The organism is Micromonospora sp. B9E7 (genome assembly GCF_039871815.1).
Lineage (GTDB): Bacteria > Actinomycetota > Actinomycetes > Mycobacteriales > Micromonosporaceae > Micromonospora.
Genome location: NZ_JBDPLX010000009.1, coordinates 143394 through 168905, shown reverse-complemented (window position 1 = coordinate 168905; position 25512 = coordinate 143394). Strand labels below are relative to the sequence as shown.

Here is a 25512-nt window from a genome sequence, read left to right as displayed (position 1 = left end):
GGTCAGGTGAGGGTGGCGGCGAGCGCGCGGCCGGCCTGGCGTCCGGAGAACAGGCAACCGCCGAGGAAGGTGCCTTCCAGGGCGCGGTACCCGTGCATTCCACCGCCGCCGAACCCGCTGACCTCGCCCGCGGCGTAGAGGCCGTGCACCGGCTGCCCGGTGCCGTCGAGCACCCGGCCGTCGAGGTCGGTGTGCAGGCCGCCGAGGGTCTTGCGGGTGAGCACATGCAGGCGTACGGCGATCAGCGGTCCGGCGGCGGGATCGAGCAGCCGGTGCGGCGGCGCGGTGCGCATCAGCCGGTCGCCGCGGTATCGGCGGAAGTTGCGGATCGCGGCAATCTGCATGTCCTTGGTGAAGTCGTTGGTGAGTTGTCGGTCGCGCGCCTCGATCGTGCGGCGCACGTCGAGCGGGTCCAGCAGCGGCTCGCCGGTGAGGGCGTTCATGCCCTTGACGAGTTCGTCGAGGTCGTCGGTCACGACGAAGTCGGCGCCGCGGCGCTTGAACGCCTCCACGGGTGCCGGCGCCCCGGCACGGAGGCGGCCCAGGACCTGACGAACGCTCCGGCCGGTGAGGTCCGGGTTCTGCTCCGATCCGGAGAGCGCGAACTCCTTCTCGATGATCTTCTGGGTGAGCACGAACCAGCTGTGGTCGTATCCGGTCGAACGCAGGTGGGCGAGCGTGCCCAGGGTGTCGAATCCGGGGTAGAGCGGCACCGGGAGCCGGCGGCCACGCGCGTCGAGCCACATCGAGGACGGGCCGGGCAGGATTCGTATGCCGTGGGAGGCCCAGATCGGATCCCAGTTCTGTATGCCCTCGACGTAGTGCCACATCCGGTCCGGGTTGATCACGGCGCCGCCCGCGTCCGTGGTGATGTCGAGCATTCGACCGTCCACGTGCGCCGGGACACCGGTGATCAGGTGAGCGGGCGGCGTCCCGAGCCGTTCCGGCCAGTTGCGGCGTACGAGGTCGTGGTTGCCTCCGATGCCGCCGGAGGTGACCAGGACGGCCTGCGCCGTGTAGGCGAAGTCCTCGGCCGGGACGCGGGAACTGGCGGTTCCACGGGGAGCGTCGCTGGGCTCCAGAATCGTCCCGGCCGCGCCGGTGACAACGCCGGCGCGAGTGGTCAGCGTGTCGACCCGGTGGCGGAACGCCAGCCGGACCTGACCGCGCTCGGCGGCCTGCCGCACGATCGCGATGAACGGCTCGAGCACGCCGGGACCGGTACCCCAGGTGATGTGGAAACGCGGCACCGAGTTGCCGTGCCCGGTGGCGTCGTAGCCACCGCGCTCGGCCCAGCCGACGATCGGGAACAGCTTGATGCCCAGGCTTCGCAGCCACGAGCGTTTCTCGCCCGCGGCGAACGAGACGTACGCCTCGGCCCAGCGCCGCGGCCAGTCGTCCTCGGGCCGGTCGAACCCCGCGCTGCCCTGCCAGTCTTGCCACGCGAGGTCCAGGGAGTCGCGGATGCCCATCCGGCGCTGCTCGGGCGAGTCAACCAGGAACAGCCCGCCGAACGACCAGAACGCCTGGCCGCCGAGGCTCTGCTCGGGCTCCTGATCGAGCAGTAGGACGGATCGACCGGCGGCGACCAGCTCCGCAGTGGCGACCAACCCGGCGAGGCCCGCCCCGACCACTATCACGTCCGCTTCTGCTGTCCTGTTGGTCATGCCAGCTCCCGTACTGCGGTTACCGAGTGGGCGGGGCGGCCATCGAGGGCGGCGACCAGTTCCTTGGCACCCTCCATCCCTGCGGCCAGCCGCGCCTCGGCGGTCTGCCCGGCCATGTGCGAATAGACGGTGATGCCCTCGACGCCGCGCAGGACGCTGTCGGCGGGCAGCGGCTCGACGTCCACCACGTCGAGAGCCGCGCCGGCGAGGCGGCCGGCGCGGACGGCCTCGGCGAGGGCTGCCTCGTCGATGATCGGCCCTCGTGCGGTGTTGATCAGATGCGCGCTGGGCTTCATGCGTGCCAGCGCTGCGGCGTCGACGAGGTGGCGGGTGCGCGACGTCAGCGCGGTGTGCACGGATACGAAGTCGGAGTCGCGAAGCAGCTGGTCGAGCGTGACCTGGATCGTCGGCGCGGCCAGGCTGCCGGTGCACAACACCGTCATGCCGAAGGCCGAGGCGAGCGGTGCCACCCGCCGTGCCACGGCACCCCGCCCGATCAGTCCGATGGTCTTGCCGCGTACCTCGTGGCCGTCGCGGCGGGGCCAGCCACCGGCCGCGACGTCGGCGGCCATCGGCACCAGATGCCGTGCCTGGGCGAGCAGCAACGCGATGGTGTATTCGGCCACCGCGTTGCTGTTGATCCCCGGCAGATTACTCACGCTGATGCCGAACCGGGCAGCGGCGGCCACGTCGACGGTGTCGTAGCCGGCGCCGGTGCGCACGATGGCGCGCAGGCTCGACGCCTGCCGCAGCACCTCCTCCGTCATCGGCTCGTTGGCGATCAACGCGCCGTCGACCCCGGCCAGGGCGGCGATCAGCTGCTCGGGCCGGCGAGGTCCCCGCATCGGGTCGTGCCGGGTCGTGAAACCCCGCCCGGTGAGGTATGTGTCCACCTCGTCGCCGGGGGCGAGGTAGTCCGTGGTGATGAGAACGGTCGGCATCGAATTCCTTCGTGTCATGACAGGAGAGCGGTCGTGCGGCGTCGTTGCAGGCGGCCGAGGTACACGACGACGAGGACGGCAAGCGCGGCCAGTGCCGCGATGTCGAGCAGCATCCCGGTCCAGCCGGTGAGGTCGACCACGGCGCCGATGATCGCCGGTCCTCCGAAGCCGCCCAGGTACCAGGTGACCGCGTACAGGCCGGTGTAGGTGCCGAGCACCCGACTGGACGGCGCCATGTTCCACAACGCCACCGCCGCGTTGATCGTGAACGCGGCGGCGCCGACGGCGGCGAGGCAGAACACGACGACGGTCCCGGTCGGGGTCCGCACGATCGATCCGGCAGCCATCGCGACGGCGAACAGGGCCATGCCCGCGCCGATGGTACGCAGTCGCCCAAAGCGCTCGGCGCACAGCGCCGCCGGGAAGGCGGCGAGCAGGTAGGCGACGCCGCTGGGCAGGCTGAGCCCGCCCGCCTCTCCACGCGTGAGGCCCAGAACCTCCATGCCGTACGGGGTGATCAGCGAGCGCGAGGCGAACCATGCGCCACCGAAGAGCAGAACGGTCAGCAGGAGCAGAAGTCGTCGGCGGTCGCGATCGGTGACCAGGTCCGCGACGATCCGCCGGAACGGCACGTCCGTTCCGCCGTTGCTCGCGGTGGCGTCCTCGGCCAGGGCGGCTTGATATGCCGCTGATCGGTTGTCACGCACCTTGAGGATCAGCACCCCCGTGACGAGCAACAGGATCACCGCCGGGATGACGAACGCGCCGCGCGGATGCTCGTCCACCACGAACAGGCTGATCAGCGACGCCACGATGATGGTCAGCGAGGTCGCGATCTTCACGACGGCGTTCGCCCGGCTTCGCCGCTGTGGCGCGATGAAGTCCGGCACCATCGACTCGGCCAGCGGACGGATCGTGTTGGCGACCAGCGCGTAGAGGACCATCACCACGACGAGCGTGGCGAGCGACGTGGTCCAGGGGAGGAGCAGGAAGAGCAGGGCGGCCACCGGCATGCCCACCGCGAGGTACGGCACGCGGCGTCCCCACCGGGTACGGGTGTTGTCCGACCGGTTGCCGATCCAGGGTTGGACGAAGATCCCCAGCAGGTTGTCCATTCCCATCAGGAGACCGACGACCGCCGCGCTCGCGACGTGGTCGCGTAGCAGCGCGGGGACCTGGTTGTCGTAGAAGTTCCAGGTCGACTCCTGCGCGAACAGCACCAGAGCGATGAGCAGCGTGATCTTCCGGTGGGACACCGCGCTGTCGCGGACCTGCGTTTCGGTCATGTCACCTCCATGTGTCCGGCGTCACGCTAATTTGCTATAGCAAACTCGTCAATAGTTGCAACAAGCTTTGCTGTGTCATGGGTTAGAGTCCGAACATGACCGTTACCGAGACGCTCGCCGACCAGGCGTACCGTCACGTCCGCACCGCCATCGCCACCGGCGACCTCGCCGCGGGGGAGAAGGTGACCGAGCGGGGCATGGCCGAGCGGCTCGCGATCAGCCCGACGCCCGTCCGTGAGGCGCTGCGCCGCCTGGAACTCGACGGCCTCATCGAACGGATCGGGCCGCGTACCGTTCTGGTGGCCGCGATCCGCGACGCGGCCATCGACGACCTCGCCGAGGTGGAGGTCGGCCTGCGCGGCCTCGTCGCCCGGTTCGCCGCCCGGCACGCCACCGCCGGTCAGCTCGACGCCCTGGACGCGATCCTCGACCGGGCCGACGACCTGCTGATCCTGCTCAAGGAACGACACCGTCACGGGCAGGCGGTCGACCGGCACCTCGCCGAGCTGCTCGACACGATGCAGGAGTTCAACGACACCGTGAACGCGTGCGCCCACAACCCCGTCCTCGTCCGGATGCTCGAGCAGAGCCGCGTGTTCTCCCGCCCCCAGCGCCGGGAACTGCTGCTGCGGAAAGTGGCCTCGGACGACACGTTCGGCCTGGAGCGGTACACCAGTCACCGCGCCCTCGTCCGGGCCCTGCGCGCCGGCGACTCCGCCACCGCCGAACGCCTCGCCACCGAGGACGCGCAGGGTGGTCTCGCCGCGCTGAGGGAGACGGCGTGACGTCACAGCGCATCGCCGTCATCCCCGGGGACGGCATCGGCAAGGAGGTCGTACCCGCGGGGATCGAGGCGTTGCGCGCGACCGCCGACCGGTTCGGGTTGAGCCTCACCTTCGACAGCTTCGACTTCGCCAGCGCCGACTACTGGCAGCAGCACGGCACGATGCTCCCGCCCGACTGGGAGGAGACACTGCGTGGCTACGACGCCATCTACTTCGGGGCGGTCGGCTGGCCGTCAGTGGTGCCCGACCACATCTCCCTGTGGGGTAGCCTCCTGCAGTTCCGGCGGGTCTTCGACCAGTACGTGAACCTGCGCCCCTGCCGGCTCATGCCAGGCGTCCGCAGTCCGCTGGCCGGCCGCGAACCCGGCGACATCGACTTCGTCGTCGTCCGGGAGAACACCGAGGGCGAGTACTCGAGCGTGGGCGGTCGCATCTTCGAGGGCACGGAGCGGGAAACCGTCCTCCAGGAGACCATCATGACGCGCGTCGGCGTCGACCGCGTGCTGCGCTTCGCCTTCGAACAGGCGCTCCGCCGCCCGAAACGGCACCTCACCTCGGCCACCAAGAGCAACGGCATCTCCATCTCCATGCCCTACTGGGACGAGCGGGTGGCCGCGATGGGCGAGCAGTTCCCCGACGTACGTCTCGACAAGTTCCACATCGACGCGCTGGCCGCACAGTTCGTGCTGCACCCCGAATGGTTCGACGTGGTCGTCGCCAGCAACCTGTTCGGCGACATCCTGTCCGACCTGGGCCCGGCCTGCACCGGCACGCTCGGCATCGCCCCGAGCGCGAACATCAACCCCGAGCGCGATCATCCGAGCCTGTTCGAGCCGGTGCACGGCTCCGCGCCGGACATCGCCGGTAAGGGCATCGCCAACCCGGTCGGCCAGATCTGGTGCGGTTCGATGATGCTGGAGCACCTCGGTCACCCCGAGGCGGCAGCGCACCTGCTCGGTGCCGTCGAGGACGTCCTGGCGTACGGTCCGCGGGAAGCCCCGCTCACCCCCGACCTGGACGGCACCGGCACGACGGCGGAACTGGCCAACGCAATTGCCGAGCGCGTGCGCGAGTCCTGATCGTCTACTCCGGTTGTTACTTCTCAGGATGCGCCGCTGCCTGATGAGGTGGCGCAGGGCGTTCGGTTCGCAAGAGACACGGCGCCAGGCGCACGCCTTCCAGATCTCTCGTTCGGTCCGTTACTCCCGAGCTGCGGGCGAGTTTGCCTACACCTATTAGGCAGGAGCATAATAGGTGTAGGCAGTTAGGGGGAGGGTGATGGAGAGACCAGGGCTCACGCCGGAGCGTCTGACCCGAGCGGGGGCGGAGCTGGCCGATGAGGTCGGCTTCGACGAGGTCACCATCTCGGCGCTCGCCCGGCGGTTCGACGTCAAGGTCCCGAGCTTGTACTCGCACCTGAAGAACTCGCAGGACCTCAGGATCCGCATCGCGCTGTTCGCGCTGGAGGAACTCGCCGATCGCGTCGCCGACGCCGTCGCTGGTCGGGCCGGCAGGGACGCCCTGGCCGCGTTCGCTGACGCCTACCGCGAGTACGCCAGGGAGCACCCGGGCCGGTATGCGGCCGCCCGGCTCCGGCTCGGCCCGGAAACAGCGGCCGCCAGCGCTGGCGTCCGGCACGCCCAGATGGCCCGGGCGATCCTGCGGGGCTACGACTTGGACGAGCCGGCCGCGACGCATGCGGTCCGGATGCTGGGCAGCGTCTTCCACGGCTACGTCAGTTTGGAGCTGGCCGGTGGTTTCGAACACAGCGCCCCCGCTGCGCAGGAATCCTGGGACTGGATCGTGGATTCGCTCGACTCGCTGTTACGCAACCGCAGCACTACCTGACCCGGACAACGGCCGCACCGCCGCAAGCGGTTCGCTGCGCGGCGCGCCGGTGAACACCGAGATTCGGTCGAAAGGCTTGAGGCAATGACCACCGAACAACAATGGATCACCCCGGTCACCGCGGACCTCCTGCGCGGCTTTGTCGACGTGGAGGCGACCGCGCGCGGTCTGCTGCCGCATCGGCTGACCACCCAGGCGCGCCGGCAGATCCCCGACGACCAACTGGCCATGGCCGAGGCCCAGCCCTCCGGGGTGCGGCTGGCGTTCCGTACCCGGGCCACCACGATCGAACTGGACACGCTGCCCACCAAACGGGTCTACCAAGGCTTCCCACCACCGGCGGACGGCGTCTACGACCTGCTGATCAACGGCCGCCTGGCCGCGCAGGCCTCGGTGCCCGGGGGCAACGTCCGGACCGTTACCGACATGTTCACCCAAACCTCGGTGCTGACCGAGGGGCCGGCCGGCACCGCCCGCTTCGCGGATCTGCCGGCGGGTGAGAAGGACATCGAGATCTGGCTCCCGCATACGGAGATCACCGAACTGATCGCGCTGCGCACCGACGCGCCCGTTGAGCAGGCCCCGCCCAGCGGGCGCAGGACGTGGCTGCACCACGGCAGTTCCATCAGTCACGGCTCGAACGCCGCTCATCCCAGCGCCATCTGGCCGGCCCTGGCCGCGGCTGAGGGCGGTGTGGAGTTGGTCAACATGGGGTTCGGCGGGAGCGCGTTGCTCGACCCGTTCACCGCCCGCGCGATGCGCGACATCCCGGCGGACCTGATCAGTGTCAAGATCGGCATCAACATCGTCAACAGCGATGTGATGCGTCTGCGCGCCTTCGCTCCCGCGGTCCACGGTTTCCTCGACACTGTCCGCGAAGGGCACCCGACCACACCACTGCTGGTCGTGTCCGCCATCCTGTGCCCGGTCCAGGAGGACACGCCCGGCCCCCTCGCCCCGGACTTCGAGGGCGGGACCCTGCGGTTCAAGGCCACGGGCGATCCGGCCGAGCGCAGCGCCGGGCGGCTGACGCTCAACGTCATCCGTGACGAACTCGCCCGGATCGTCGAACAGCGCACGGCCGACGACCCGAACCTGCACTACCTCGACGGACGTAACCTCTACGGCGAGGCGGACTACGCCGAACTCCCGCTACCCGACGAGGTCCACCCCGACCCTGCTGGACATCGGCGCATCGCCGAGAACTTCGCGCGGCTCGCGTTCGGCGACGGTGGCCCCTTCGCCACCAAGACCGGCTGACCATGTGGGGTCGGTAGGAGACGTCGGGCACCTGTCCCGCTCGGCCGCCGAGCATGTGAACGTCCGCCACACGTAGATCTACGAACACGAGTCGCCTACCGCCATTGCAGTGCTACTGGGCGGTGGCGCGGGCGGCTGTGTCGATGAGGTCGGCGACCGGGCCGGGTTGAGAGACTGCCACGGCGTGGGACGCGTCGATCTCGACCGTCGTCGACCCGGCCCGCTTGGCCAGGAAGCGCTGCAGGTCCGGCGGAATGCCCTTGTCCTGGGTGGTGATCAGGGTCCAGGACGGGATGGTCTTCCAGGCAGCCTTGGTCACGCTCTCGGTCTGGGCGGCTTCAGTGGGAGGCCGCTGCGTTACCGCCATCAGCTCAGCGGTGTCGGGGTCGATGTCGGCGGCGAACACCGCCGGGAACTGGTTCTGGTGGATGTACTGCGCCATGGTCGTGCCGCCGTCGTCGAGAGGAGTCGGCACCATCTTGACGGACGTGAGGAGCGCACTTCCCGGGAACTTGGTGATCAAGTCGGCCACGCTCTCGCCGACGTCCGGGCTCACGCTGGCGACGTACACCAGAGCCTTGACGTTGGGGGCGCCATCCGCAGCCTCGGTCATCACACATCCGCCGTACGAATGAGCCGCTATCACGACCGGGCCGGACACCGAGTCCACAACAGCTCGAGCGTAAGCGGCGTCCTTTTGCACGCCGCGGAGCGGGTTTGCGACGGCAATGACCGGGTAGCCTCGACGTTTGAGATTGGCGATCACCCCATTCCAACTCGATGAGTCGGCGAAAGCGCCGTGGACGAGTACGACGGTGGGCATTCCTGCGTCCTGGGCAGGCTTGTCAGAAGCGGCATTCATCCGGCGGTTCCTTTCAAAGGGCCCCACTGTCCACTGAGGGTGGTAGCGCAGGCCGGCGACGAGGATGTTCGGCGGCGTTTCCGCTGGCAGCCGTGTAACGGTCCGCAATTGCCGACGCGGGAGCGGTGCTCCAGTATCCAGTATTTAAGGCCGGCTAGGCTGCTGTCAGCAGAATCTGGAAAGCCGGGCCGTGTAGGTTATTTGACGACTTGTCGAGGCGCGCCTGGTCTCGTGAGGCGGTGAAGCCCTGTCGACTACTGCAGCAGTTAAGCACCCGAGTGCGCATTGGAGTAGTCATTGCCGATTTTGGAATCCCTGCGTTTAGCCAAGCGTCTAGACCACCATGCCGGCGATTTGCGGGCGTACCCACTTGCTCCGGCTTCAACCAAGCGCGATCAGCTGGGTCAATCCGGACGTTCGGGTGGTGGCGTGACTGCGGTCCTGCATCACGCCGCTTGCAAGCCTGGCCAGTGGCATCCTCGTTGCGGAGGTGGCGGCACGTCCGCCCTCAGGATTTGGCGCCGGACTCCACCTGATCGATGGCCCAGGCGGCGTTGATGAGACCGATGTGGGACAGCGCCTGGGGGAAATTCCCGATCAGGCTTTCGTCGCGGAGATCGATCTCCTCCGACAGCAGGCCAAGATCGTTTGCCCGGTCGGTGACGTTTTCGAAGATCTGCTTGGCCTCGTCGATCTCTCCGGCCAGGGCCAGAGCCTGGACCAGCAAGTACGAGCAGACGATGAAGGCGCCCTCCGATCCCGCCCCTGTCCAGCGCTGCATGAGGCCGTCTCGCCCCAGTTCACGTCTGATGGTGTCCAAGGTGGCGAGGACTCGACTGTCGTCGCCGGGGAGGAACCCGATGATCGACATGATGAGCACCCCGGCGTCGAGGTGGTCGGACCCGAACGCACCGGTGAACGTCCCGGCCGAGGTGCTCCAGCCGTCGGTGAGAATCGCCGCGTGGATCTCCTTCATGGCCTGCGACCAGTGCGGGACCTGCGCCTGCGCGCCCAGGGTTCCTGCCAGCTTGACGGCCCGGTCCAGGGCTACCCAGCACATCAGCTTCGCCGTCAGGTAGTGCCGGTGCCCCTCGCGTCCTTCCCAGACGCCGGCGTCGGGCTCCCGCCACGTGGCGGCTGCCCGGTCGGCCAGCGACCGCAGCAGGTCCGCGGCGGCGGGCGACAGGTCCGTGAGTTCGTCCCGCAGGACCCAGGCGCACTCCAGGATCTCGCCGAGGACGTCGAGCTGCTTCTGCTGCCAGGCGTCGTTGCCGATCCGCACCGGTCGGCTGCCCTGGTAGCCATCGAGATGCTCCAGGGTGTGTTCGGTCAGGTCCCGCTCGCCACCCGCCCCCAACATGATCGGCACGTGATCCTCCGCGTCCACTGATCCCAAGGAGGCGGCCATCCAGTCGAAGAAGCGGTGCGCCTCGTCGGGGCAGGCGGCAACCCACAGCGCCTTGAGGGTGAAGCTGCCGTCGCGGAGCCAGCCGAACCGGTAGTCCCAGTTCGCCTCTCCGCCGACGTCTTCCGGCAGCGAGGTGGTGGCTGCCGCGATCACCGCACCGGTCGGCTGGTACGTCAACGACTGGAGGACCAGGGCGCTGCGCCGGACCGCCTCCCGGTAGGCGCCCTGGTAGTCCTGGTGGATGCCGTCCCAGGACTGCCAGCCGGCGATGGTGTCCCGCAGTGCCGCGCGCCCGTCCAGCGGCACGGTCAGCGGGTCAGCCGCACGACGGTGGTGCAGCGAGAACACGGCGCTATCGCCTGCGGCGAGAGTGAATCGCCCGGTCACCAGTGAACCGTCGACGGCAAGATCACGATCAGCGGTCAGGATCAAGCGGTCGGCGCCCCCGGATATTTCTATCCCCATCGGCGTTTCGGCAACCGTGGGGCTCACCAATCCGTACTCCGGCCGGGCCGCGATCTCGACCGCCACCTCCACCACGCCAGCGACCACCTCGACCTGCCGCAACAGGACGTGCGGAGACGTGTAGCCGATCCGGTGACCACGTTCCCCGGCACCGAGGCTGAGGGCGTCCGTCAACCTCAGCACGCCGCTTTGGGTTTGGAACTCCGTGCGGAGCACCATCGTGCCGTCAAGGTAGTGACGGGAGGTCGTGTACTGCCCGAGCGGTCGGATCGACCAGAAGCCGCCGGTAGCGCCGAGCACCTGCGCGAAGACGCTCGGCGCGTCGAACCGGGGCGGGCACCACCAGTCGACGGACCCGTCCGATGAGACCAACGCCGCGCTGTGACAGTCGCCGAGAAGTGCGTAGTCACTGATCTTCGCCACGCCCGGCGCGTACCCGCGGTGGTACTCCGTATGCCCCGGCGTCGCCAACTCAACCTGCCTTCGCGCCATCGAGCTTCCGCCGCCCGGCGCCACGGCGGGTACCAGGTCCGCCACGCCGCCTGGCCCGCCCCACAGGCGAGTCGGGACCGCGACGGACGGGACGCTCCACCTTGCCGTCGAACCCCGGGCGAGCGCCAAGACGGTGACCTGGTCGACGCCGACCCTGCCGGCCAGTTCCGCTGGTCGAGCCACAGGTAACTGCTGACGCTGTCTCGGTTCGGTTCGCGCGACGCGGGGTGGTGTCGGCGGAGGCGGCGTAGTTACAAATGCGGTCGAGTAGGTGGTTATCTCGGACGTGGAGGGTCTTCGGTCGCTTCAATGATGGCTTCGGGTGCCCACCAGATGTCCTTGCGGGGATGGGGGCCGACGCAACCCTCTGGCTGGCGGCTCGTTGGTGCGGCAAGGGGCGGACGGAGGCGGATTATGGCGGCGGGGCGGGGTGCCGAGCTGCTGCGTCCCGCCACGAGTTCGGGTCGGGCGACGTTCCTGGAGCTCTTCTTTGATCTGGCGTTCGTTGTGGCTCTTACTCGGGTGTCGCAGCGGTTCGCCGACTTGGGCGATGACACGGGCTGGGTGCTGGTCGGGGGGGTTGGTCGTACCCTGTTGCTGTTCTTGGCACTGTGGTTGATCTGGTCGCACACCACCTGGATCACCAGTCGGTATGAACCGGAGCAGCCGATCATCCAGGCCGTGGTTGTTGGGACGATGTTCGCCGGCTTGATTATGGCGGTGACGTTGCCGCGCGCCATGGAGGAGCGTGCGTTGCCGTTCGCGGTGGCGTACCTGATGGTGATGGTGGTGCGGCCGCTGGTGATCGCCGCCGCGCTGCGTGGCCACCCGCGACGGTTGGTGCCGTTCCGGCTTGCCGGGTGGGCTTTGGTGAGCGCGCCTCTGTGGCTGGCCGGCGCGTTGGGTCCGGATCGACTTCGTCTGCCGTTGTGGGCTGCCGCCCTTGCCGTCGACTATCTCGCCTGGGGCCTGGGCTGGCCGCTGCCGTGGCTCGGGGTCTCGAAGGTGTCCCACTGGCGGATCGCGGGGACTCACCTCGCCGACCGTTACCAGCAGATGTTTCTCATCGCCCTCGGTGAGTCGATTCTGGTCATCGGCGTGGTTTTCAGCGGCGCGGACTATTCCGCCGAGCGCGCATGCGCCTTCGCGGTCGCGTTCGCCACCAGCGCGCTGCTCTGGCGAATCTACTTCTACCGCGCGGGTCTGCTGCTGAGCGATGCGTTGGCTCGGGCGGTGATGCCTGGGCGCTTGGGTACGGCGTCGGAACGGACGCATCTGCTGATCGTGCTCAGCGTGCTCGTCACGGCGGTCGGCTACGAGTTGGTGATCGATGATCCGTATGGGCCGGCGCAGCCCAGTTGGCTTCTGTTCGTGGTGGGCGGTCCGGTGTTGTTTCTCGTCGCTTGCATACGGCTGGAGTATGAGATCTTCGGTCGGCTTTCCTGGCCCCGGGTGATCGGCTTGGTGGTCCTGGTGCTGTTCACGCCGTTGTTGGCGCGGTGGGCGCCGATGGTCGGGCTGAGTGTGGTGGCCGCCGTGTTGGCCCTGGTCGCGCTCCTCGACGCGTTGCGCAGCCGGGGACGGCCGCTGGAGGTCCCGTCCTCGCCGGTCGGGCGGGCGACATCCGGCGATCCCGACGCGGAAGCCTGACCGCGCGCGGCCACGCCGGACTAGCCCGCGGATTCGGTCGGCTGGCGCTCGGCAGTGATCCGCAGAAGTCCTTCGACGCCGTGGAGGAAGGTCTCGGACACCAGCGCGGGGTCGAAGAGGCATCCGGCGGCCATGGCGCCGTCGCGGAGCATGACGAAGTGACGCGCGGCGGACTCTGCCGTCTCCTCCTGGACCCGCGCCATCAGCGTGGTCAGCGTGTCCAGGAACCATTGCCGGTGGGCGATGATCTCCTGACGCACGTGATGTTCCGTGTCGGGATACTCCGCCGCAGCGTTCAGAAACGCGCATCCTCGGAACCCCGGGGACTGGATGCTCCCCGCGATGGAGTTGGCAATGGCCAGGAGTGGGGCGACCGGCCGTGAGTTGGTGGTGATGACCGTGTCGACTGCGCCGCGCTCCATCTCATGCACTTCACGCAGGTAGGCGAGGATGAGGTCGTCCTTGCTCGGGAAGTGCCGGTAGAAGGTGGCCCGGGTCACCTTCGCCTCGGCGATGATCCGATCTACGCCGACGGAATGGATGCCCTCCGAGTAGAAGATCCTGGTGGCCGTGGTGAGGAGCCGACGGTGCGCCTCGGAGGGCCGGGTACCGGATGCGGTGGACGTCATATCGTCATCGTAGCGGATAGAACGTTCGGTCTTGACGATGCGGACTGCGTCTGTCATGCTGTACAAGACAGAACGATCGGTCTCTCTAACCCCTCCGCTGAAAGGGTCACCCGTGACCACCATTGCTGCTTCGCCCGGTATCTCCCAGACGGCTTCCGCGCTGCGGCGGCTGTACTTCGTCCGCTTCGCGTTCGCCATCGTCTGGGCTGGCGTGACGATCGCTACCGCCAAGGAGATCGGTCCGCTCGCGGTGGCGCTGTTCGTGCTCTACCCGTTGTTCGACGTGGGCGCCGCCATCTACGACCTCCGTTCGTCGCGGGCCACGGGCTCGCCGACCCTGCTGTACGTGAACATCGCGGTTAGCCTGGTCACGGCCGTCGGCCTGGGTGTCGCCGGTGCCTCCGGTGTTCCCGCTGTCCTGCGGGTGTGGGGCGCGTGGGCGGTCGTGGCTGGTCTGGTTCAGTTGATCGTGGGGGTCACTCGTCGGAAGATGGGCGGGCAGTGGCCGATGATCATCAGTGGCGGCATCTCGGTTCTGGCTGGTGGGTCCTTCATCGCCGGTGCTTCCGCGGACAACCCGTCGCTGACCAACGCTGCCGGCTACGCCATTCCCGGTGCCATCTTCTTCCTCATCGCGGCCATCCGCCTGGGCCGCGCCGCGAAGGGCAAGTGACATGACGGCCATCGAGTACGACGTCGTCGTGATCGGCGCCGGTCCGGTCGGGGAGAACGTGGCCGACCGGGTTGTGCGGGGCGGGCTGACCGCCGCGATCGTCGAGCGGGAGTTGGTCGGTGGTGAATGCTCGTACTGGGCCTGCATGCCGACGAAGGCGTTGCTGCGCAGCGCGTCCGCGTTGCGCGCGGCTCGCCAACTGCCGGGGGCGCGAGAGGCGGTCACGGGAGGCCTGGACGCGGCTGCGGTGCTGGGCCGGCGGGACTCCTTCGCGTCGCATTGGCAGGACGACGGGCAGGTGTCCTGGCTCGAGTCGGCTGGCATCGCGCTGCACCGCGGTCAGGGGTGGATCAGTTCCGCCCGAGTTGTCGAACTGACCGGCGTCGACGGTGTCACCACGACGCTGACCGCGCGGCACGCCGTGGTCGTCGCGACTGGCAGCAGCGCCCTGTTGCCGGATATCCCGGGGCTGCGCGAGTCGGCGCCGTGGTCCAGCCGCGAGGCCGCTTCGGCCAGTTCGGTTCCCCGTCGGCTCGCCATCATCGGTGGTGGTGTGGTGGCGGCCGAGATGGCGACCGCGTTCGCCGCTCTGGGGTCTGCGGTGACGGTGCTGGCCCGTGACGGTGTGCTGCCGTCGGCGGAGCCGTTCGCCGGTGAACTGGTCACGCAGTCGTTGCGCGAGGCCGGTGTGTCGGTACGCCTCGGCGCGGAGGCCGTTGCCGTCAACCGCGACGACAGCGGAACCGTCCACATCAAGACCGCCTCCGGCGAGCGGGTCGAGGCCGACGAGGTGTTGGTGGCGATCGGTCGGACACCGAACACCGAGGACATCGGCCTCGATCGGGTCGGGTTGGCGCCGGGTGCCTGGCTGGCGGTCGATGACACCCTGCGCGTCGTCGGCGGCGGCGAGTGGCTCTATGCGGCGGGCGATGTGAACCGGCGGGTGCTGCTGACCCATCAGGGCAAGTACCAGGCGCGGGCGGTGGGCGACGTGATCGTGGCCCGGGCGAAGGGCGAGAAGGTCGAGGACGGCAGGTGGGGCCGGCACGTGGCGACGGCCGACGAACGTGCGGTGCCGCAGGTGGTCTTCACCGACCCGGAGATCGCGTCGGTGGGCCTGACCGCGGCCGCGGCCGAGGCAGCTGGGCTACGGATCCGGGTCGTGGACTACGACCTCGGGGCCGTCGCCGGAGCTTCCCTGCACGCCGATGGCTACAAGGGACACGCCCGCATGGTCGTCGACGAGGACCGAAAGGTGATCGTCGGCTTCAGCCTCGCAGGCCCGGACGTCGCGGAACTGATCCACGCCGCGACCATCGCCGTCGTCGGCGAGGTCCCGCTGGACCGGCTGTGGCACGCGGTTCCGGCCTACCCGACCGTCAGTGAGGTGTGGCTGCGGCTGTTGGAGACCTACGGCCGCTGACGGTGAACCGAGCGCTCGTCCCGGCGCTGTTCGCGCCGGGACGAGACTCGCCGTCCAATACCGTGCACGAAAACAGAACGAACATTCTTTCCACTTCGAGGAGAGTCCCTTGCCCACCAAGATCACAATCATCATCGACAACCCTGCGAGCCCCGACGACTTCGAGCGGGCCTACGCGGACGTGAAGGCTGCCGCAGCGAAGTTCCCGAAGCTGCAGCGACTCGAGTCTGCGAAAGTGTGGCCGAAGGAGGATGGCACCGCTACCCCCGCGTACCGGACGCTCGACCTCTACTTCGACAGCTACGAGGACGCCTCCGCCGCAGTCGCGACAACCGTTGCCGCTGATGTCTTCGGCACCCTCGTGGGGACGCAGGTCACGTTCAAAGGGCTGTTCTCGGACATCGAGCAGGCTTGAGGATCACGAGCTCCCCGGGCGTAGGCAGAAACGACGCCCACGCCCGGGGTTCCTCAGCTTCAGCGGGCTTGTTCAGGCCCAGAATCGCCAGGTCGTTGAACCATCGTGGGTGCCGCAACCTCAGCTGATCAGCGGAATGCGCGCGGCAGTGCCGCTGCCGGCGAGTCCCGGGCTCTGCCGGCGGTGAGGCCGACGTCGGCGGGCAGGAGCTGCTGAAACGCCGGCGGGAGGAAGGCGGCAACTACTTTCGTTGAATACGATCAGTTCCCCCCCGGTGGCGGTCGGGGCGGGGGAGGGGCTAGCGATCCCTATCCCCCGGAGTCTCTCCCGCGAGGAGCGGGACGGTCGCATGATGAGTAGATGACGTTCCTTGTCACCGGCGCGACCGGTACCGTCGGCGGTCATCTCGTCCGTACGCTTGAGGGACTGGCCATGAGGTCGTTGCTCTCGTCCGTGACCATCGAAGGCTGCGCTGCCGGAAGGCATCTCCGCCCTAGCCGCCGACGTGACCGGCCGCAACAGGTGAGCCGGGCGTTGCGGGGCAATTCAAACGTCGTCACCGCCCACCAAAGGGCAGGAGAAGAGGCGTTGACGAAGGCAGGGCCATCGTGAGTTCCGTTGCTGCTTCGCCTGGCCATTCGAGCACCGCTTCCGCCCTGCGGCGGCTGTATTTCGTCCGCTTCGTGTTCGCCGTCGTCTGGGCGCTCATCCTGTTCACGACCGCCAAGGACATCGGCCCGCTCGCCGCCATCCTGCTCGTGCTGTACCCGTTGTTCGACGTGGGTGCCGCCATTTACGACCTCCGCTCGTCGCGGAAGGCCGATTCACCTGCCCTGCTGTACGTGAACATCGCGGTCAGCCTCATCGCCGCCGTCGGCGTGGGTGTCGCCGCCGCGTCCAACATTCCGGCGGTCCTGCGGGTGTGGGGCGCCTGGGCGATCGTGGCCGGCTTGGTTCAGCTCATGGTGAGTGTCACCCGTCGCAAGATGGGCGGCCATCTGCCAGTGATCATCAGCGGCGGCCTCTCGGTGCTGGTGGGTGCGGCATTCATCTCGCTTGCCGGCGCCGACAATCCGACGCTGGCCTACGTGGCGGGCTATGCCATCGCGGGTGGCGTCTTCTTCCTCGTCTCGGCGTTGTGGCTGAACCGCACGGTGGCGAAGGGGAACTGACGTGGACGCGAATGCGTTCCGCTTGTGCGGTCCAAACCCGCAACCAGCCCCGACAGGTACAGCCGCGCCCGCCGTCGCGGCTCGGACCGGGCGAACCGGTGCGCAAAACTGGCATACAACCGGTCCAGATCCTTCGGCCACTGCGCAACATCGACATCCGTCACACCATGTCATGCCAGCGATCGCGGCCCAGCGCTGCGGAGGTGGCGGGGTGGCGTTCGTGGTCCGGACCAACCGGCGGCAAACGGTGAGCCAGGGCAGGGTGCGCTCCACGACCCACCGGCGTGGGTGGACCGCAAAGCCGCGCTGGCGGGTTTACAGACGATCTCCAGCCTGGTGCGAGGTGATGATGAACCGCTTCCGGTCGTTGATCTTCTTCCCAGCGTCGCAGCCTCGGCTGTCTCGGCCGACGGTGTCGGCCCCCTTCACGCTCTGCTAGTCGATGATCCCCGCCCATGGCTCCGGCTGCCGGCCTTGCTGCACCCGAGCCTTCACCCGCAGCGTGGCCAACAGCTTCTCCGTCACCCCGGCCTCTTCCCAGCCTGTGAAGTACCAATACACCGTCTGCCACGGCGGCAGGTCGGCGGGAAGGTACCGCCGCGGGCACCCCGACCGCACCACGTACAGGACCGCGTTGACGGTCTCCCGCCGTGGGTGCTTCCCCCTGCGGCCGTCCGTGTTCGGCTCCGGCAACAGCGGCTCGATCAGCGCCCACTGGGCATCGGTCAGGTCGGAGGGGTAGCCACGAAGCGCAGATACCGCGTTACCTGCCGGTCCGGATCGCCGATGTCATGCCGCCACGCAGTCCACAAGGGCCCTTCTCAAACACGCTCTCGCGGGACCTTACCAGTTACGTGCCCGGAACCCACCTGGTCGCGGTAGCTTGATCTCAAACGCGTATGAACTGGTCGATCATGGCAGATATGACGGTTCGTGGCGGTGACAGCTTTGCCTCGCCTGAAAACAACTCGGAAGGGAGTTATTGAAAACTGGCTCCTCACAGGGTGCACGAGCGGCTTCGGCCAGCGGCTCGCGCTCGCTGGGGCACAGCGCGGAGATCAGGTCATCGCGGCGGCCCACGGTGTCAAGACGATCGTGGAAATGGCCGAGCCTTTCGGCGGCCGGATGATCACCTTGCCACTGGACGTGACCGATGCGGCGGCAGCCAACGCAGCGGTCGCAACGGCGGTGGAGACCTTCGGTGGGTTTGACGAGGCAGTCGACGCCGATGAGGCCCCGCTTCATCTGCCGCTCAGCCCGATCGCGTACTCGATCGCTGAGCGAAAGCTGGCTGCTCTCCGCAGCGATATCGACGCCCGGCGCGACATCACGATCGCCACCGATTTCGACCAGCCTTGAGTGCTGGCCGCTAGCTCTGTTTGATCGTCAATATTTGACTGGAAAGCGATCATGATCGCATCTTTGAAGGGGTTCACCCAGCAACTGGTGCCGGTTAATGGCATCAAGATCAACGCTGTCGCGGGAGGCTCAGGCCCGCCGGTCCTTCTGTTTCACGGCTGGCCGGAAACATGGTGGGGATGGCACGGTGTGATGCCGCTGCTGGCCGAGCATTTCAGCGTGGTGGCCATCGATCTGCGCGGCGCGGGCTTTTCCGACTGCCCGCTCGACGGCTATGACAAGGCGACGATGGCGCGCGACGCGCACGAAGTCATGGTTGCCCTTGGGCATGAACGCTACGCCGTGTGCGGACATGACATTGGCGGAATGGTCGCCCTACCGCAGGCCGCCATCTATCGGGAGGCTGTTACCCACCTGGCCGTCCTCGACGTTCCGCTTCCCGGCTGGACCGGATGGGAGGCGTCGATCGCAGGGCTCTGGCACTTCAGCTTCCATATGAACCGGGATCTACCCGAGCGAATGATCCATGGCCGTGAGTATGACTATATCTCGACCTTCATGTCTGAGCGGTTCTACGATCACAGCACCTTCAATCCGGCGGACATCGAAATATACGCGAAAGCGATGGCGCTTCCTGGCCGCACCCGCGGCGGCATGGAATGGTATCGGACCCTCACCGCCGACCATGCAGCCGCGCTCGAGTACAAGAAGCAACCGCTCGATATTCCGGTGCTAGGTCTCGGCGGAGATCAGCGCTTCGGTGCGCAGATGGTGCCGATGCTCAAAGAGTTCGCCAGCAATGTGACGGGCGGCTCGATTGCGCGGTGCAGCCACTATCTCGCGGAGGAGCGGCCGGATGAAGTCGCGGCCGCTCTGATCGAGTTCCTCAAAGCCAAGTGAAACTCTGCGACCGCGCCGCCGTGGGCCGGGCGGATCGCGACACTGCGGGAAAGTTGCGCCCGCACCTAACCCGATCGATCGATTAAACAAGAAAGGAAAACTGTCATGACCGCACCTGTCATTCGCGGCGTTAATCATATCGGCATTACAGTGCCCGACATCGAAGCCGCAAAATCGTTCTTCATGGAAGCTTTCGGCGGCCAGGTGATCTATCAGTCCTTCGGACCGGATGATCCGCCTCGGCAGGGACCCGAATTCGAGCGGGCCGTTGGCGCTTTCCCGGGAACGGTCGTGCGCGCGCAGGCGATGGTCAAGATCGGAACCGGACCCGATTTCGAGCTCTTCGAAATGCACGGTCCCGAACAAGCCCAGCCGATCCGAGCGAGCGACTTCGGGATCACGCACTTCGGTCTCTACACCGACGACATCGACGCATCGGTTGAGCGCTTCGAAAGGGCCGGAGGAACGCCACTCACGGCGCCTCGCGCTATTCCCTATACAACCGAAGAAGGTCCTGGAAACAAGGTCTGCTACTGCCGCATGCCCTGGGGTACGACGATGGAATTCATCACCACTCCGGACCGCATGCCCTATCATGACCAGACGGATGTGCGCAGGTGGCAGGACGAGGACTGAGCAGGGCGCGAAAAGGGATCCGCATCAGTCAAGTCGCGGCGATGCTGACGCTGTCGGAAGGTTTCACGAGTGCGCAGCCGGGACGGCTGTCATGACGGATAGACCGTGCCGGCCGCCAGCCCATCCGGGCGAGCTTGGGCGGATGTCTGATCACGGCAAAGCATTAATGCTCGGCAGAGCATCGGACCTGGCGCGCAGACGCCGCTGCGGGGTCACCTTCAGGACGCGGCGAGCGAGGCTAGCAGGCGCAGCTTCTCGGCGTTGTCGCCGGCCTCGCCGGGGTAGTAGAGCACCAACAACAGACCGTCGACCGGCAGCTTGTCGCGGGTGCAGCATGAGCTCGCCGACCACCGGGTGCCGGACTGTGGTCGTACCACCCTGCAGTTGGGGCGCGTCGTGGCGCGCCCACGAAGAGCGGAACCGCGCGCTGGACAGCGACAGCTCGCCGACCAGCTCGACGACCCGGGCGTCGTCGGGCGCGTCGCCGATGGTCTGGCGGAACGCCGCCGCGGCCGATCTGCGCCTCGCCGACCGCATCGCGTACCGGATCGTAGTCCGGCTTGACCACGTCGATGGGCAGGAAAAGGACAACGAACAGAGCTGCGCCTGAGGCGCCGGCCAGCAGTGCCGGCGGCCGGCTCTGGTGAGCGATCGGCATGACAGGTCCTTTCTGCAGGTGCCCGCAGGCCGGGCATCACCGGAACAAGATGCCGAGAAGCGTCGCCTCCTGCATCGCGTCATCGACCTCGTCGACGCCAAGCGACTCAGACGCGCATCTTCACCTGAAACCCGAGGATCAGCTCGGCGACGTCGTCGACGGCGGTTTCCAGCAGGAAGTGTCCACCCGGCAGTAACCGGATCTCGGCGTCGGGCAGATCGTCGGCGAACGCGCGGGCGCCGGCCGTCCCGAAGATCTCGTCGCCCTCACCCCAGACGGCCAGCAGTGGCGGCCGGTGCTGGCGGAAGTACTCGTGCAGCCGTGTGTAGACCGGGATGTTGCTGGCGTAGTCGGCGAACAGGTCGAGCTGCACCGCGTCGTTGCCCGGGCGGTTCACCAGCGCGAAGTCGTGCCACCAGACGGTCGGGTCGACGAGGGTCTGGTCCGGCACACCGGTCAGGTATTGCCAGCGGATCGCGTCCAGGCTCAGCGCCTGCCGCATCGCGTCCTCGGTGGCCTCGGTGCGCTCGCGGTGGTAAGCCCACACCGCGTCCCAGAAGGCGGGGATGAACCCTGCCTCGTACGCGTTGCCGTTCTGGGTGACGATTCCGCCGAAACGACCGCAGTCCAATTCGCTGGGGTCATCCGCGCAGCGTGGCCTGCAACCTTTCACCGTGACCAGAGCCGACCGGGTGATTCGCCGTGTCTGCATATGCAGCGGTGCGCGCCGTCCAAGTGGTGCGGACGGCGCGCACGGTGCAGGACCGAGGGTCAGAACCTGCCGGCCTTGACGTCGGCCACTGTCACGCGGGAGACCTTGAAGGTTCCCGCAAAGGAGGTTCCCGTCTCCGAGGAGTCCATCTTGGAACTGATCGGTACCCCGTTCTGGGCGTTGATGGTCAGCACCTGTTGGGTGTCGTCCGTCCACACCTTGGCGGTGATGGTCAGGGTGGGCTGCCCGCCGGTCGTCGAATCCACGACGGTGACACCGGGGATCGTGGAGGTCAGGCGAAGCACGCCCGCCCGTACCTTCGGGTCGCCTCCCCCTGCGGAGAGCACGTCAACGCTGTTGACCCACAGGTGGTTGGCGGCGATGAACTCCCGGTCCTTATCGGTGAGCGGAGACGGGTTTGCGACCCCCTTCTGCCGAAGGATCTCCATTCGGTCCTGCTCGGCGCCGGCAGGGGGCTTTCCCTCGTCGTACACCGAGTTGATCATTTGCTCCCGGGCTTTGGCGAGGTCACCGGTTGCCGCGTACCGCGCCGCCGCCACCCCACGGGTGTGGAAGCCGTTGCCGAGGTTCTCGCCACGAGCGATCACCCGTGGGAGTTCGTTCCTGGCCTCTGTGTAGTAGTACTCGCCGCTGTCGGTGTACAGGTGGTACCGGGTACGAGATGGCACGGTGCCCCGACGGACATCGACCTTCTCGATGATCAGCGACGCATCACCCGGCAGCCTGGCGTTGTCTGCGGTGAGGTTGGCCGCCAGGGACACGAGCTTGATGTTGCCTGCCGGTGCCTGGGAGGCGGCCCCGGCGTGATTGTCCGGGCTGGTCGGAGCCGGGGCCGTGCCGGATCCCGTGGCCATCGGCAGGGCCAGTGCGAGAGCGGCCACGGCCGCGACACCACCGCCGGCGGCCAGGCCGAGCGCATGGCGCTTGCGTCGCCGGGCCCGACCGCGCTGCTCGATCGCCTCGACCGGGCGATCCATCTGTACGTCGGAAAGGGTCTGTTTCACCGCGTCCCACACCTCATCGTCGTTCATGATCGAATCTCCTAACGGGCTGCGGGCGCGAGCTGCGCCCGCAGGGTTGCGGTGGCACGGGACAGATGGACGGCTACGGTTTGGGCGGAGATGCCCAACACTGCAGCCACGGACCTGGTGTCCAGGTCGAGCCAGATACGTAACACGACCACCTCACGCTGCCGTTGCGGCAGCCGGCGAACGGCGGCCAGCAGGGCGTCATTCGTGTAGAGGTCGTCCTCGATGAGAGACGCTCGCTCGTGGCCGTCGAGGGCCACCTCCCGACGGCGTCGCCGCCACCAGGACACTCGGATGTTGAGGGCGGTGCGCACCACCCACGCCGCCGGTGCCGGATGCTGGCTCAGCTTTGGCCAGGAGGCCCAGGCTCGCGCGAACGCCTCAGCGACCAGATCCTCGGCCAGCGCGCGATCGCCCGTACCAGCTAGTACGGCGCGCAGGCAGTTGTCTCGGGACCGCTGATAGAAGTCCGCGAAGTCCTTCCGTTCTCGTTCCACATGGGGTTTACGCATCAGCGCCCCGATCCATTTACCCCCACGGAAAAATTCTCCGTCGATCATGGAGCTAGCGATGACAAATGGGGTTGAACCCTACGCGTGCCTCGTGGTCGACGAGCTGTTGCGGGTCAGGACGTTGAAGGCGCGCTGCGCGTCACCGGATCTCGTTGTCGGGGTGGTCGCTGTCGTAGGCCTGGCGGGCTTGGGAGATGGCTGTGCGGTGTGCCAGTGACCAGTCGGCGAGTGCTTTGACGAGGTGGGTGAGGCTCGCGCCGGTTTCGGTGAGGCGGTAGTCGACCTGGGCGGGCACGGTCGGGTACGCGGTCCGAAGGACGAGGCCGTCTCGTTCCAGGCGGCGCACCGTGAGGGTCAGCATGCGCTGGGAGATTCCGTCGATGGCGCGCTGGAGTTGGCGGAAGCGTCGCGGTCCGTTGGCGAGTTCGACGATCACGAGAACCGACCACTTGTCGCCCACCCGGTCAAGAACGTCTCGGATGCCGCAATCTGGGTGATCCGGCTGTCCGCATGGTTCGAGCTCGGCGGCTCCCGCGGTTACTTCGGTGTGCGTTGGTGACACGAGAATGCCTCCTTGTGAGCCGCCGGGCGCGGGTTCAGGATCTCACCGTAGTTACTGAAGAGAACCACGGTAGGAGGCCGAGAAGTAATGATCATGGTGACCGGCGCCAACGGGCAGCTCGCTTCCCGCACAATCGCAGCGCTCGGCGAGCGAGAGGTACCCGCCCTGGCAGGGAGTCGCACTCCCGCCAGCGCGCAGCGCCACCTTGACTTCGACGATCCCGCAACCCTCGACCTCACCGGCGTTTCGACCCTGGTCCTCGTCTCGGCCGGGTATGCCGAGGACGACCAGGTCATCGCGCGTCACCGGACTATTCTCGACGCTGCGGGTCGCGACGGCGTGGCCCACGTGATCTACACCAGCCTGACCGGCGCTGGGGACCACCTCGGGTTCGCACTCGCCCACCGGGTCACCGAGCAGATGATCAAGGCCAGCGGGCTCGCGTGGACCGTCCTGCGCAACGGGCTCTACGCCGAGCTCTTCGGTGCCTTGCTCACCTGGACTCCTGACGGCCTGGAATCAGCATTCGGGACTGGCGCACTCTCCGCGGTGGCGCGGGCCGACCTGGCAGCTGCCGCAGCCGTCGTCGCAAGCGAACCCACCGCGCATCTCGGCAAGGTCTACGACCTGGTCGGGAACCCGATTACCGCTGTCGACATCGCCGACCGTCTCGGCGTCGTCCACCGCACGATCGAACTGGGTGAGTACCGTACCCGCCTACTCGGCGACGCCAACCTGTTGCCATTCCAGCCGCCGATGCTCGCCTCAATCGCCACCAGTGTCCGCCACGGGTTCCTCAACAACACCAGCCCCGACCTCGTGCGGCTGCTGGATCGCCCGCTCACAGATCCACTCACCGTCGCTGCGGATGCCGCGGCCGCCATGCGCCCAGGCACGCACTGACACAGATACTCACGGCAATGCACCTTGCGCCGCCACTGATCCGGCTGTGGCGCACCTCCTGGCCGCAGTTCGTGCCCTTCTTGGACTACGACCACGAGGTCCGCAAGGTCCTTTGCACCACCAACATCATCGAAAGCTCTACGCCCGGTTCCGCCAGGCCGCCCCGCCGACGCGGGCGCTTCCCGACCGAACAGGCCGCGATGAGGGTCCTCTACCTCGTCGTCCAACAAGAACGCCCGGGCGACGGGAGCATCACCGGCCGGGTCTACGGTTGGTCAAGGCCCTCAACGCACTGATCCTCCCCTACGGCGACCGGATCAACATCGATTTCACTGCGGGCCCAAACACGGAAATCGACACACGAAGCAACACCTTGTCGCACGTCGAACCAGGAGGGTGGAGGTGACGGCAGGTGTGTCCGGCAGCACGACGACAGCGAGGTCAGCCGGCCGGGGTGGGGCTTGCCGGGACAGGCAGCAGGTTGCGCTCTGCGAAGACCTTCTTGGCGACGAGCGTGGCGTTGACGGCCCGGGGCACGCCGCAGTAGACCACCGCCTGCAGCAGCGCCTCGACTATCTCCGACGGCGTCAAGCCTGCGTTGAGTGCCCTATTGACGTGCACCTCCAGCTGGGCCCCGGCATCACCGAGGCCGGTCAGAATGCCGAGGGTGAGCAGCTCCCGGTCCCGGCGCGCGAGCTGGGGCCGGACGTAGAGATCCCCGTAGGACCAGGCGACGGAGCGACGGCTCAGCTCGGGTGAGACGTCGGCGAGGGCTTCCAGGAGTCTCTGCGCGGCGCCGCCGTCGGCCTGTCGCAGCGCCTCAAGACCCCGCTCGTACTGCTCGTCTCCCGCCATGGTCACGCCCTACCTCTGTCAATCGTCCTGTCGGCTGGACCGGCGCGTACCCATTGCCGTGCCGGACAAACGGGTCGCGTCCCGCGCGTCAGTCGATAGGGGGCGCGGCCGGTGAGATCAAGGAAGAGGTCCTCCAAGGGTGTCGTCGGGTCGGAAGACGTGGTGGACCACCAGCACCTTGCCGTCCATCAGGGTGCCGATGCGGGCGGCCTCGCCGCTGTGCGCCGCCAGCGGGTCCGCCCAGTTGATGGAGCGTGAGCGCAGTTCGTTGACGTCGAGGGAGCGGGTGATCTCCCCGATGCCGAGGCGGCCGGAGCTGCTGGCCAGCAGGCGGAGGATCGCCGCGGCCCGCGCGATGGACTGCACCTGACCCGGCATGGGGCGGAATGC

The 25512-nt window shown here is 67.6% G+C and carries 26 protein-coding genes and 3 pseudogenes; 14 read left to right on the top strand and 15 right to left on the bottom strand.

Annotated features, from left to right (window positions below; all coding sequences use genetic code 11):
• Nucleotides 1–2: 2 nt before the first annotated feature.
• The 3 genes from ABGB10_RS17280 to ABGB10_RS17270 are packed head-to-tail and all read right to left on the bottom strand — an operon-like array spanning nt 3 to nt 3894.
• Nucleotides 3–1667 (bottom strand): FAD-binding dehydrogenase, encoded by a 1665-nt coding sequence (locus tag ABGB10_RS17280; protein WP_347661864.1) that lies wholly within the window; start codon nt 1665–1667, stop codon nt 3–5.
• A complete protein-coding gene (locus ABGB10_RS17275) occupies nt 1664–2608 on the bottom strand; it encodes a phosphoglycerate dehydrogenase (protein ID WP_330438267.1) in 945 nt (314 codons plus the stop codon). The genes ABGB10_RS17280 and ABGB10_RS17275 overlap by 4 nt, the downstream gene beginning before the upstream one ends.
• Before the next feature lie 14 nt (nt 2609–2622).
• Nucleotides 2623–3894 carry an MFS transporter gene (locus tag ABGB10_RS17270; RefSeq protein ID WP_330438266.1) on the bottom strand — a complete coding sequence of 424 codons (1272 nt, stop codon included), beginning with the start codon at nt 3892–3894 and terminating at the stop codon, nt 2623–2625.
• 95 nt (nt 3895–3989) lie between these two features.
• Between ABGB10_RS17270 and ABGB10_RS17265 the strand changes: the two genes are divergently transcribed.
• The 4 genes from ABGB10_RS17265 (at nt 3990) to ABGB10_RS17250 (ending at nt 7787) form a co-directional block, all read left to right on the top strand.
• Nucleotides 3990–4679 carry a GntR family transcriptional regulator gene (locus tag ABGB10_RS17265; protein WP_330438265.1) on the top strand — a complete coding sequence of 230 codons (690 nt, stop codon included), beginning with the start codon at nt 3990–3992 and terminating at the stop codon, nt 4677–4679.
• Nucleotides 4676–5758 (top strand): tartrate dehydrogenase, encoded by a 1083-nt coding sequence (locus tag ABGB10_RS17260; RefSeq protein WP_330438264.1) that lies wholly within the window; start codon nt 4676–4678, stop codon nt 5756–5758. The genes ABGB10_RS17265 and ABGB10_RS17260 overlap by 4 nt, the downstream gene beginning before the upstream one ends.
• Before the next feature lie 199 nt (nt 5759–5957).
• Nucleotides 5958–6527, top strand: a complete 570-nt coding sequence (locus ABGB10_RS17255; RefSeq protein ID WP_330438263.1) for a WHG domain-containing protein — start codon at nt 5958–5960, stop codon at nt 6525–6527.
• 84 nt (nt 6528–6611) lie between these two features.
• The gene (locus ABGB10_RS17250) at nt 6612–7787 is read left to right on the top strand and encodes a GDSL-type esterase/lipase family protein (protein ID WP_347661863.1); all 1176 of its coding nucleotides are present in this window, start codon (nt 6612–6614) and stop codon (nt 7785–7787) included.
• A 112-nt stretch (nt 7788–7899) separates the two neighbouring features.
• Here the strand turns inward: ABGB10_RS17250 and ABGB10_RS17245 are convergent, their stop codons facing one another.
• A complete protein-coding gene (locus ABGB10_RS17245; protein WP_347661862.1) occupies nt 7900–8649 on the bottom strand; it encodes an alpha/beta hydrolase in 750 nt (249 codons plus the stop codon).
• A gap of 508 nt (nt 8650–9157) precedes the next feature.
• Nucleotides 9158–10945, bottom strand: a complete 1788-nt coding sequence (locus tag ABGB10_RS17240) for a glycoside hydrolase family 15 protein (protein WP_347661860.1) — start codon at nt 10943–10945, stop codon at nt 9158–9160.
• A gap of 483 nt (nt 10946–11428) precedes the next feature.
• Here ABGB10_RS17240 and ABGB10_RS17235 point away from each other — a divergent pair, with 483 nt between their 5' ends.
• Nucleotides 11429–12664 (top strand): low temperature requirement protein A, encoded by a 1236-nt coding sequence (locus tag ABGB10_RS17235; protein ID WP_347661858.1) that lies wholly within the window; start codon nt 11429–11431, stop codon nt 12662–12664.
• Between the two features lie 20 nt (nt 12665–12684).
• Here ABGB10_RS17235 and ABGB10_RS17230 read toward each other — a convergent pair whose 3' ends face one another.
• Nucleotides 12685–13350 (bottom strand): TetR/AcrR family transcriptional regulator, encoded by a 666-nt coding sequence (locus tag ABGB10_RS17230; RefSeq protein ID WP_347661856.1) that lies wholly within the window; start codon nt 13348–13350, stop codon nt 12685–12687.
• Between ABGB10_RS17230 and ABGB10_RS17225 the strand changes: the two genes are divergently transcribed.
• From ABGB10_RS17225 to ABGB10_RS17210, 4 genes are all read left to right on the top strand, one after another.
• On the top strand, nt 13349–13966 hold the full coding sequence (locus ABGB10_RS17225) for a hypothetical protein (protein WP_347661855.1): 618 nt from the start codon (nt 13349–13351) through the stop codon (nt 13964–13966). The genes ABGB10_RS17230 and ABGB10_RS17225 overlap by 2 nt on opposite strands.
• Nucleotide 13967: 1 nt before the next feature.
• Entirely contained in the window at nt 13968–15389 is a 1422-nt protein-coding gene (locus tag ABGB10_RS17220; RefSeq protein WP_347661854.1) for an NAD(P)/FAD-dependent oxidoreductase, read from the top strand.
• Between the two features lie 109 nt (nt 15390–15498).
• Nucleotides 15499–15804, top strand: a complete 306-nt coding sequence (locus ABGB10_RS17215; RefSeq protein WP_347661853.1) for a hypothetical protein — start codon at nt 15499–15501, stop codon at nt 15802–15804.
• A gap of 608 nt (nt 15805–16412) precedes the next feature.
• On the top strand, nt 16413–16976 hold the full coding sequence (locus ABGB10_RS17210) for a hypothetical protein (RefSeq protein ID WP_347661852.1): 564 nt from the start codon (nt 16413–16415) through the stop codon (nt 16974–16976).
• A gap of 435 nt (nt 16977–17411) precedes the next feature.
• Here the strand turns inward: ABGB10_RS17210 and ABGB10_RS17205 are convergent, their stop codons facing one another.
• On the bottom strand, nt 17412–17705 hold the full coding sequence (locus tag ABGB10_RS17205; protein ID WP_347661951.1) for a transposase: 294 nt from the start codon (nt 17703–17705) through the stop codon (nt 17412–17414).
• A gap of 210 nt (nt 17706–17915) precedes the next feature.
• Here ABGB10_RS17205 and ABGB10_RS17200 point away from each other — a divergent pair, with 210 nt between their 5' ends.
• From ABGB10_RS17200 to ABGB10_RS17190, 3 genes are all read left to right on the top strand, one after another.
• Nucleotides 17916–18335 carry an SDR family NAD(P)-dependent oxidoreductase gene (locus ABGB10_RS17200; RefSeq protein ID WP_347661851.1) on the top strand — a complete coding sequence of 140 codons (420 nt, stop codon included), beginning with the start codon at nt 17916–17918 and terminating at the stop codon, nt 18333–18335.
• A 63-nt stretch (nt 18336–18398) separates the two neighbouring features.
• Nucleotides 18399–19235: an alpha/beta hydrolase gene (locus ABGB10_RS17195; protein ID WP_347661850.1), complete on the top strand. Its 837-nt coding sequence runs from the start codon at nt 18399–18401 to the stop codon at nt 19233–19235.
• A 105-nt stretch (nt 19236–19340) separates the two neighbouring features.
• Nucleotides 19341–19871, top strand: a complete 531-nt coding sequence (locus tag ABGB10_RS17190) for a VOC family protein (protein WP_347661849.1) — start codon at nt 19341–19343, stop codon at nt 19869–19871.
• 218 nt (nt 19872–20089) lie between these two features.
• On the opposite strand, the gene ABGB10_RS17185 is transcribed toward ABGB10_RS17190, so the two are convergent.
• From ABGB10_RS17185 to ABGB10_RS17160, 6 genes and pseudogenes are all read right to left on the bottom strand, one after another.
• The gene (locus tag ABGB10_RS17185; RefSeq protein WP_347661963.1) at nt 20090–20248 is read right to left on the bottom strand and encodes a hypothetical protein; all 159 of its coding nucleotides are present in this window, start codon (nt 20246–20248) and stop codon (nt 20090–20092) included.
• A 10-nt stretch (nt 20249–20258) separates the two neighbouring features.
• Nucleotides 20259–20408 (bottom strand): annotated as a pseudogene (locus ABGB10_RS17180) (transcriptional regulator); the annotation flags it as partial.
• A gap of 227 nt (nt 20409–20635) precedes the next feature.
• Nucleotides 20636–21160 (bottom strand): alpha/beta hydrolase, encoded by a 525-nt coding sequence (locus ABGB10_RS17175; protein ID WP_347661848.1) that lies wholly within the window; start codon nt 21158–21160, stop codon nt 20636–20638.
• Between the two features lie 140 nt (nt 21161–21300).
• A complete protein-coding gene (locus ABGB10_RS17170; RefSeq protein ID WP_347661847.1) occupies nt 21301–22293 on the bottom strand; it encodes a hypothetical protein in 993 nt (330 codons plus the stop codon).
• Between the two features lie 11 nt (nt 22294–22304).
• Nucleotides 22305–22802, bottom strand: a complete 498-nt coding sequence (locus tag ABGB10_RS17165) for a sigma-70 family RNA polymerase sigma factor (RefSeq protein ID WP_347661846.1) — start codon at nt 22800–22802, stop codon at nt 22305–22307.
• Between the two features lie 139 nt (nt 22803–22941).
• Nucleotides 22942–23262 (bottom strand): helix-turn-helix domain-containing protein, encoded by a 321-nt coding sequence (locus tag ABGB10_RS17160; RefSeq protein ID WP_347661845.1) that lies wholly within the window; start codon nt 23260–23262, stop codon nt 22942–22944.
• Between the two features lie 189 nt (nt 23263–23451).
• On the opposite strand from ABGB10_RS17160, the gene ABGB10_RS17155 reads away from it, so the two are divergent.
• Together ABGB10_RS17155 and ABGB10_RS17150 are read left to right on the top strand one after the other, a co-directional pair.
• The gene (locus ABGB10_RS17155; RefSeq protein ID WP_347661844.1) at nt 23452–24267 is read left to right on the top strand and encodes an NAD(P)H-binding protein; all 816 of its coding nucleotides are present in this window, start codon (nt 23452–23454) and stop codon (nt 24265–24267) included.
• 38 nt (nt 24268–24305) lie between these two features.
• Nucleotides 24306–24494: pseudogene (locus ABGB10_RS17150) on the top strand (transposase); the annotation flags it as partial.
• A gap of 214 nt (nt 24495–24708) precedes the next feature.
• Here ABGB10_RS17150 and ABGB10_RS17145 read toward each other — a convergent pair.
• Both ABGB10_RS17145 and ABGB10_RS17140 read right to left on the bottom strand, forming a co-directional pair.
• Nucleotides 24709–25122, bottom strand: a complete 414-nt coding sequence (locus ABGB10_RS17145) for a carboxymuconolactone decarboxylase family protein (protein WP_347661950.1) — start codon at nt 25120–25122, stop codon at nt 24709–24711.
• A gap of 135 nt (nt 25123–25257) precedes the next feature.
• A pseudogene (locus ABGB10_RS17140) lies at nt 25258–25500 on the bottom strand (IclR family transcriptional regulator); the annotation flags it as partial.
• Nucleotides 25501–25512 lie beyond the last annotated feature (12 nt).

Excerpts from the sequence above, each read along its gene's own strand:
- ABGB10_RS17250 (WP_347661863.1), top strand. The coding sequence starts at position 6,612 with ATGACCACCGAACAACAATGGATCACCCCGGTCACCGCGGACCTCCTG.
- ABGB10_RS17265 (WP_330438265.1), top strand. The coding sequence starts at position 3,990 with ATGACCGTTACCGAGACGCTCGCCGACCAGGCGTACCGTCACGTCCGC.
- ABGB10_RS17230 (WP_347661856.1), bottom strand. The coding sequence starts at position 13,350 with ATGACAGACGCAGTCCGCATCGTCAAGACCGAACGTTCTATCCGCTAC.
- ABGB10_RS17220 (WP_347661854.1), top strand. The coding sequence starts at position 13,968 with ATGACGGCCATCGAGTACGACGTCGTCGTGATCGGCGCCGGTCCGGTC.
- ABGB10_RS17165 (WP_347661846.1), bottom strand. The coding sequence starts at position 22,802 with ATGCGTAAACCCCATGTGGAACGAGAACGGAAGGACTTCGCGGACTTC.
- ABGB10_RS17280 (WP_347661864.1), bottom strand. The coding sequence starts at position 1,667 with ATGACCAACAGGACAGCAGAAGCGGACGTGATAGTGGTCGGGGCGGGC.
- ABGB10_RS17170 (WP_347661847.1), bottom strand. The coding sequence starts at position 22,293 with ATGAACGACGATGAGGTGTGGGACGCGGTGAAACAGACCCTTTCCGAC.
- ABGB10_RS17145 (WP_347661950.1), bottom strand. The coding sequence starts at position 25,122 with ATGGCGGGAGACGAGCAGTACGAGCGGGGTCTTGAGGCGCTGCGACAG.
- ABGB10_RS17275 (WP_330438267.1), bottom strand. The coding sequence starts at position 2,608 with ATGCCGACCGTTCTCATCACCACGGACTACCTCGCCCCCGGCGACGAG.
- ABGB10_RS17255 (WP_330438263.1), top strand. The coding sequence starts at position 5,958 with ATGGAGAGACCAGGGCTCACGCCGGAGCGTCTGACCCGAGCGGGGGCG.
- ABGB10_RS17190 (WP_347661849.1), top strand. The coding sequence starts at position 19,341 with ATGACCGCACCTGTCATTCGCGGCGTTAATCATATCGGCATTACAGTG.
- ABGB10_RS17155 (WP_347661844.1), top strand. The coding sequence starts at position 23,452 with ATGATCATGGTGACCGGCGCCAACGGGCAGCTCGCTTCCCGCACAATC.
- ABGB10_RS17270 (WP_330438266.1), bottom strand. The coding sequence starts at position 3,894 with ATGACCGAAACGCAGGTCCGCGACAGCGCGGTGTCCCACCGGAAGATC.
- ABGB10_RS17235 (WP_347661858.1), top strand. The coding sequence starts at position 11,429 with ATGGCGGCGGGGCGGGGTGCCGAGCTGCTGCGTCCCGCCACGAGTTCG.
- ABGB10_RS17245 (WP_347661862.1), bottom strand. The coding sequence starts at position 8,649 with ATGAATGCCGCTTCTGACAAGCCTGCCCAGGACGCAGGAATGCCCACC.
- ABGB10_RS17225 (WP_347661855.1), top strand. The coding sequence starts at position 13,349 with ATGCTGTACAAGACAGAACGATCGGTCTCTCTAACCCCTCCGCTGAAA.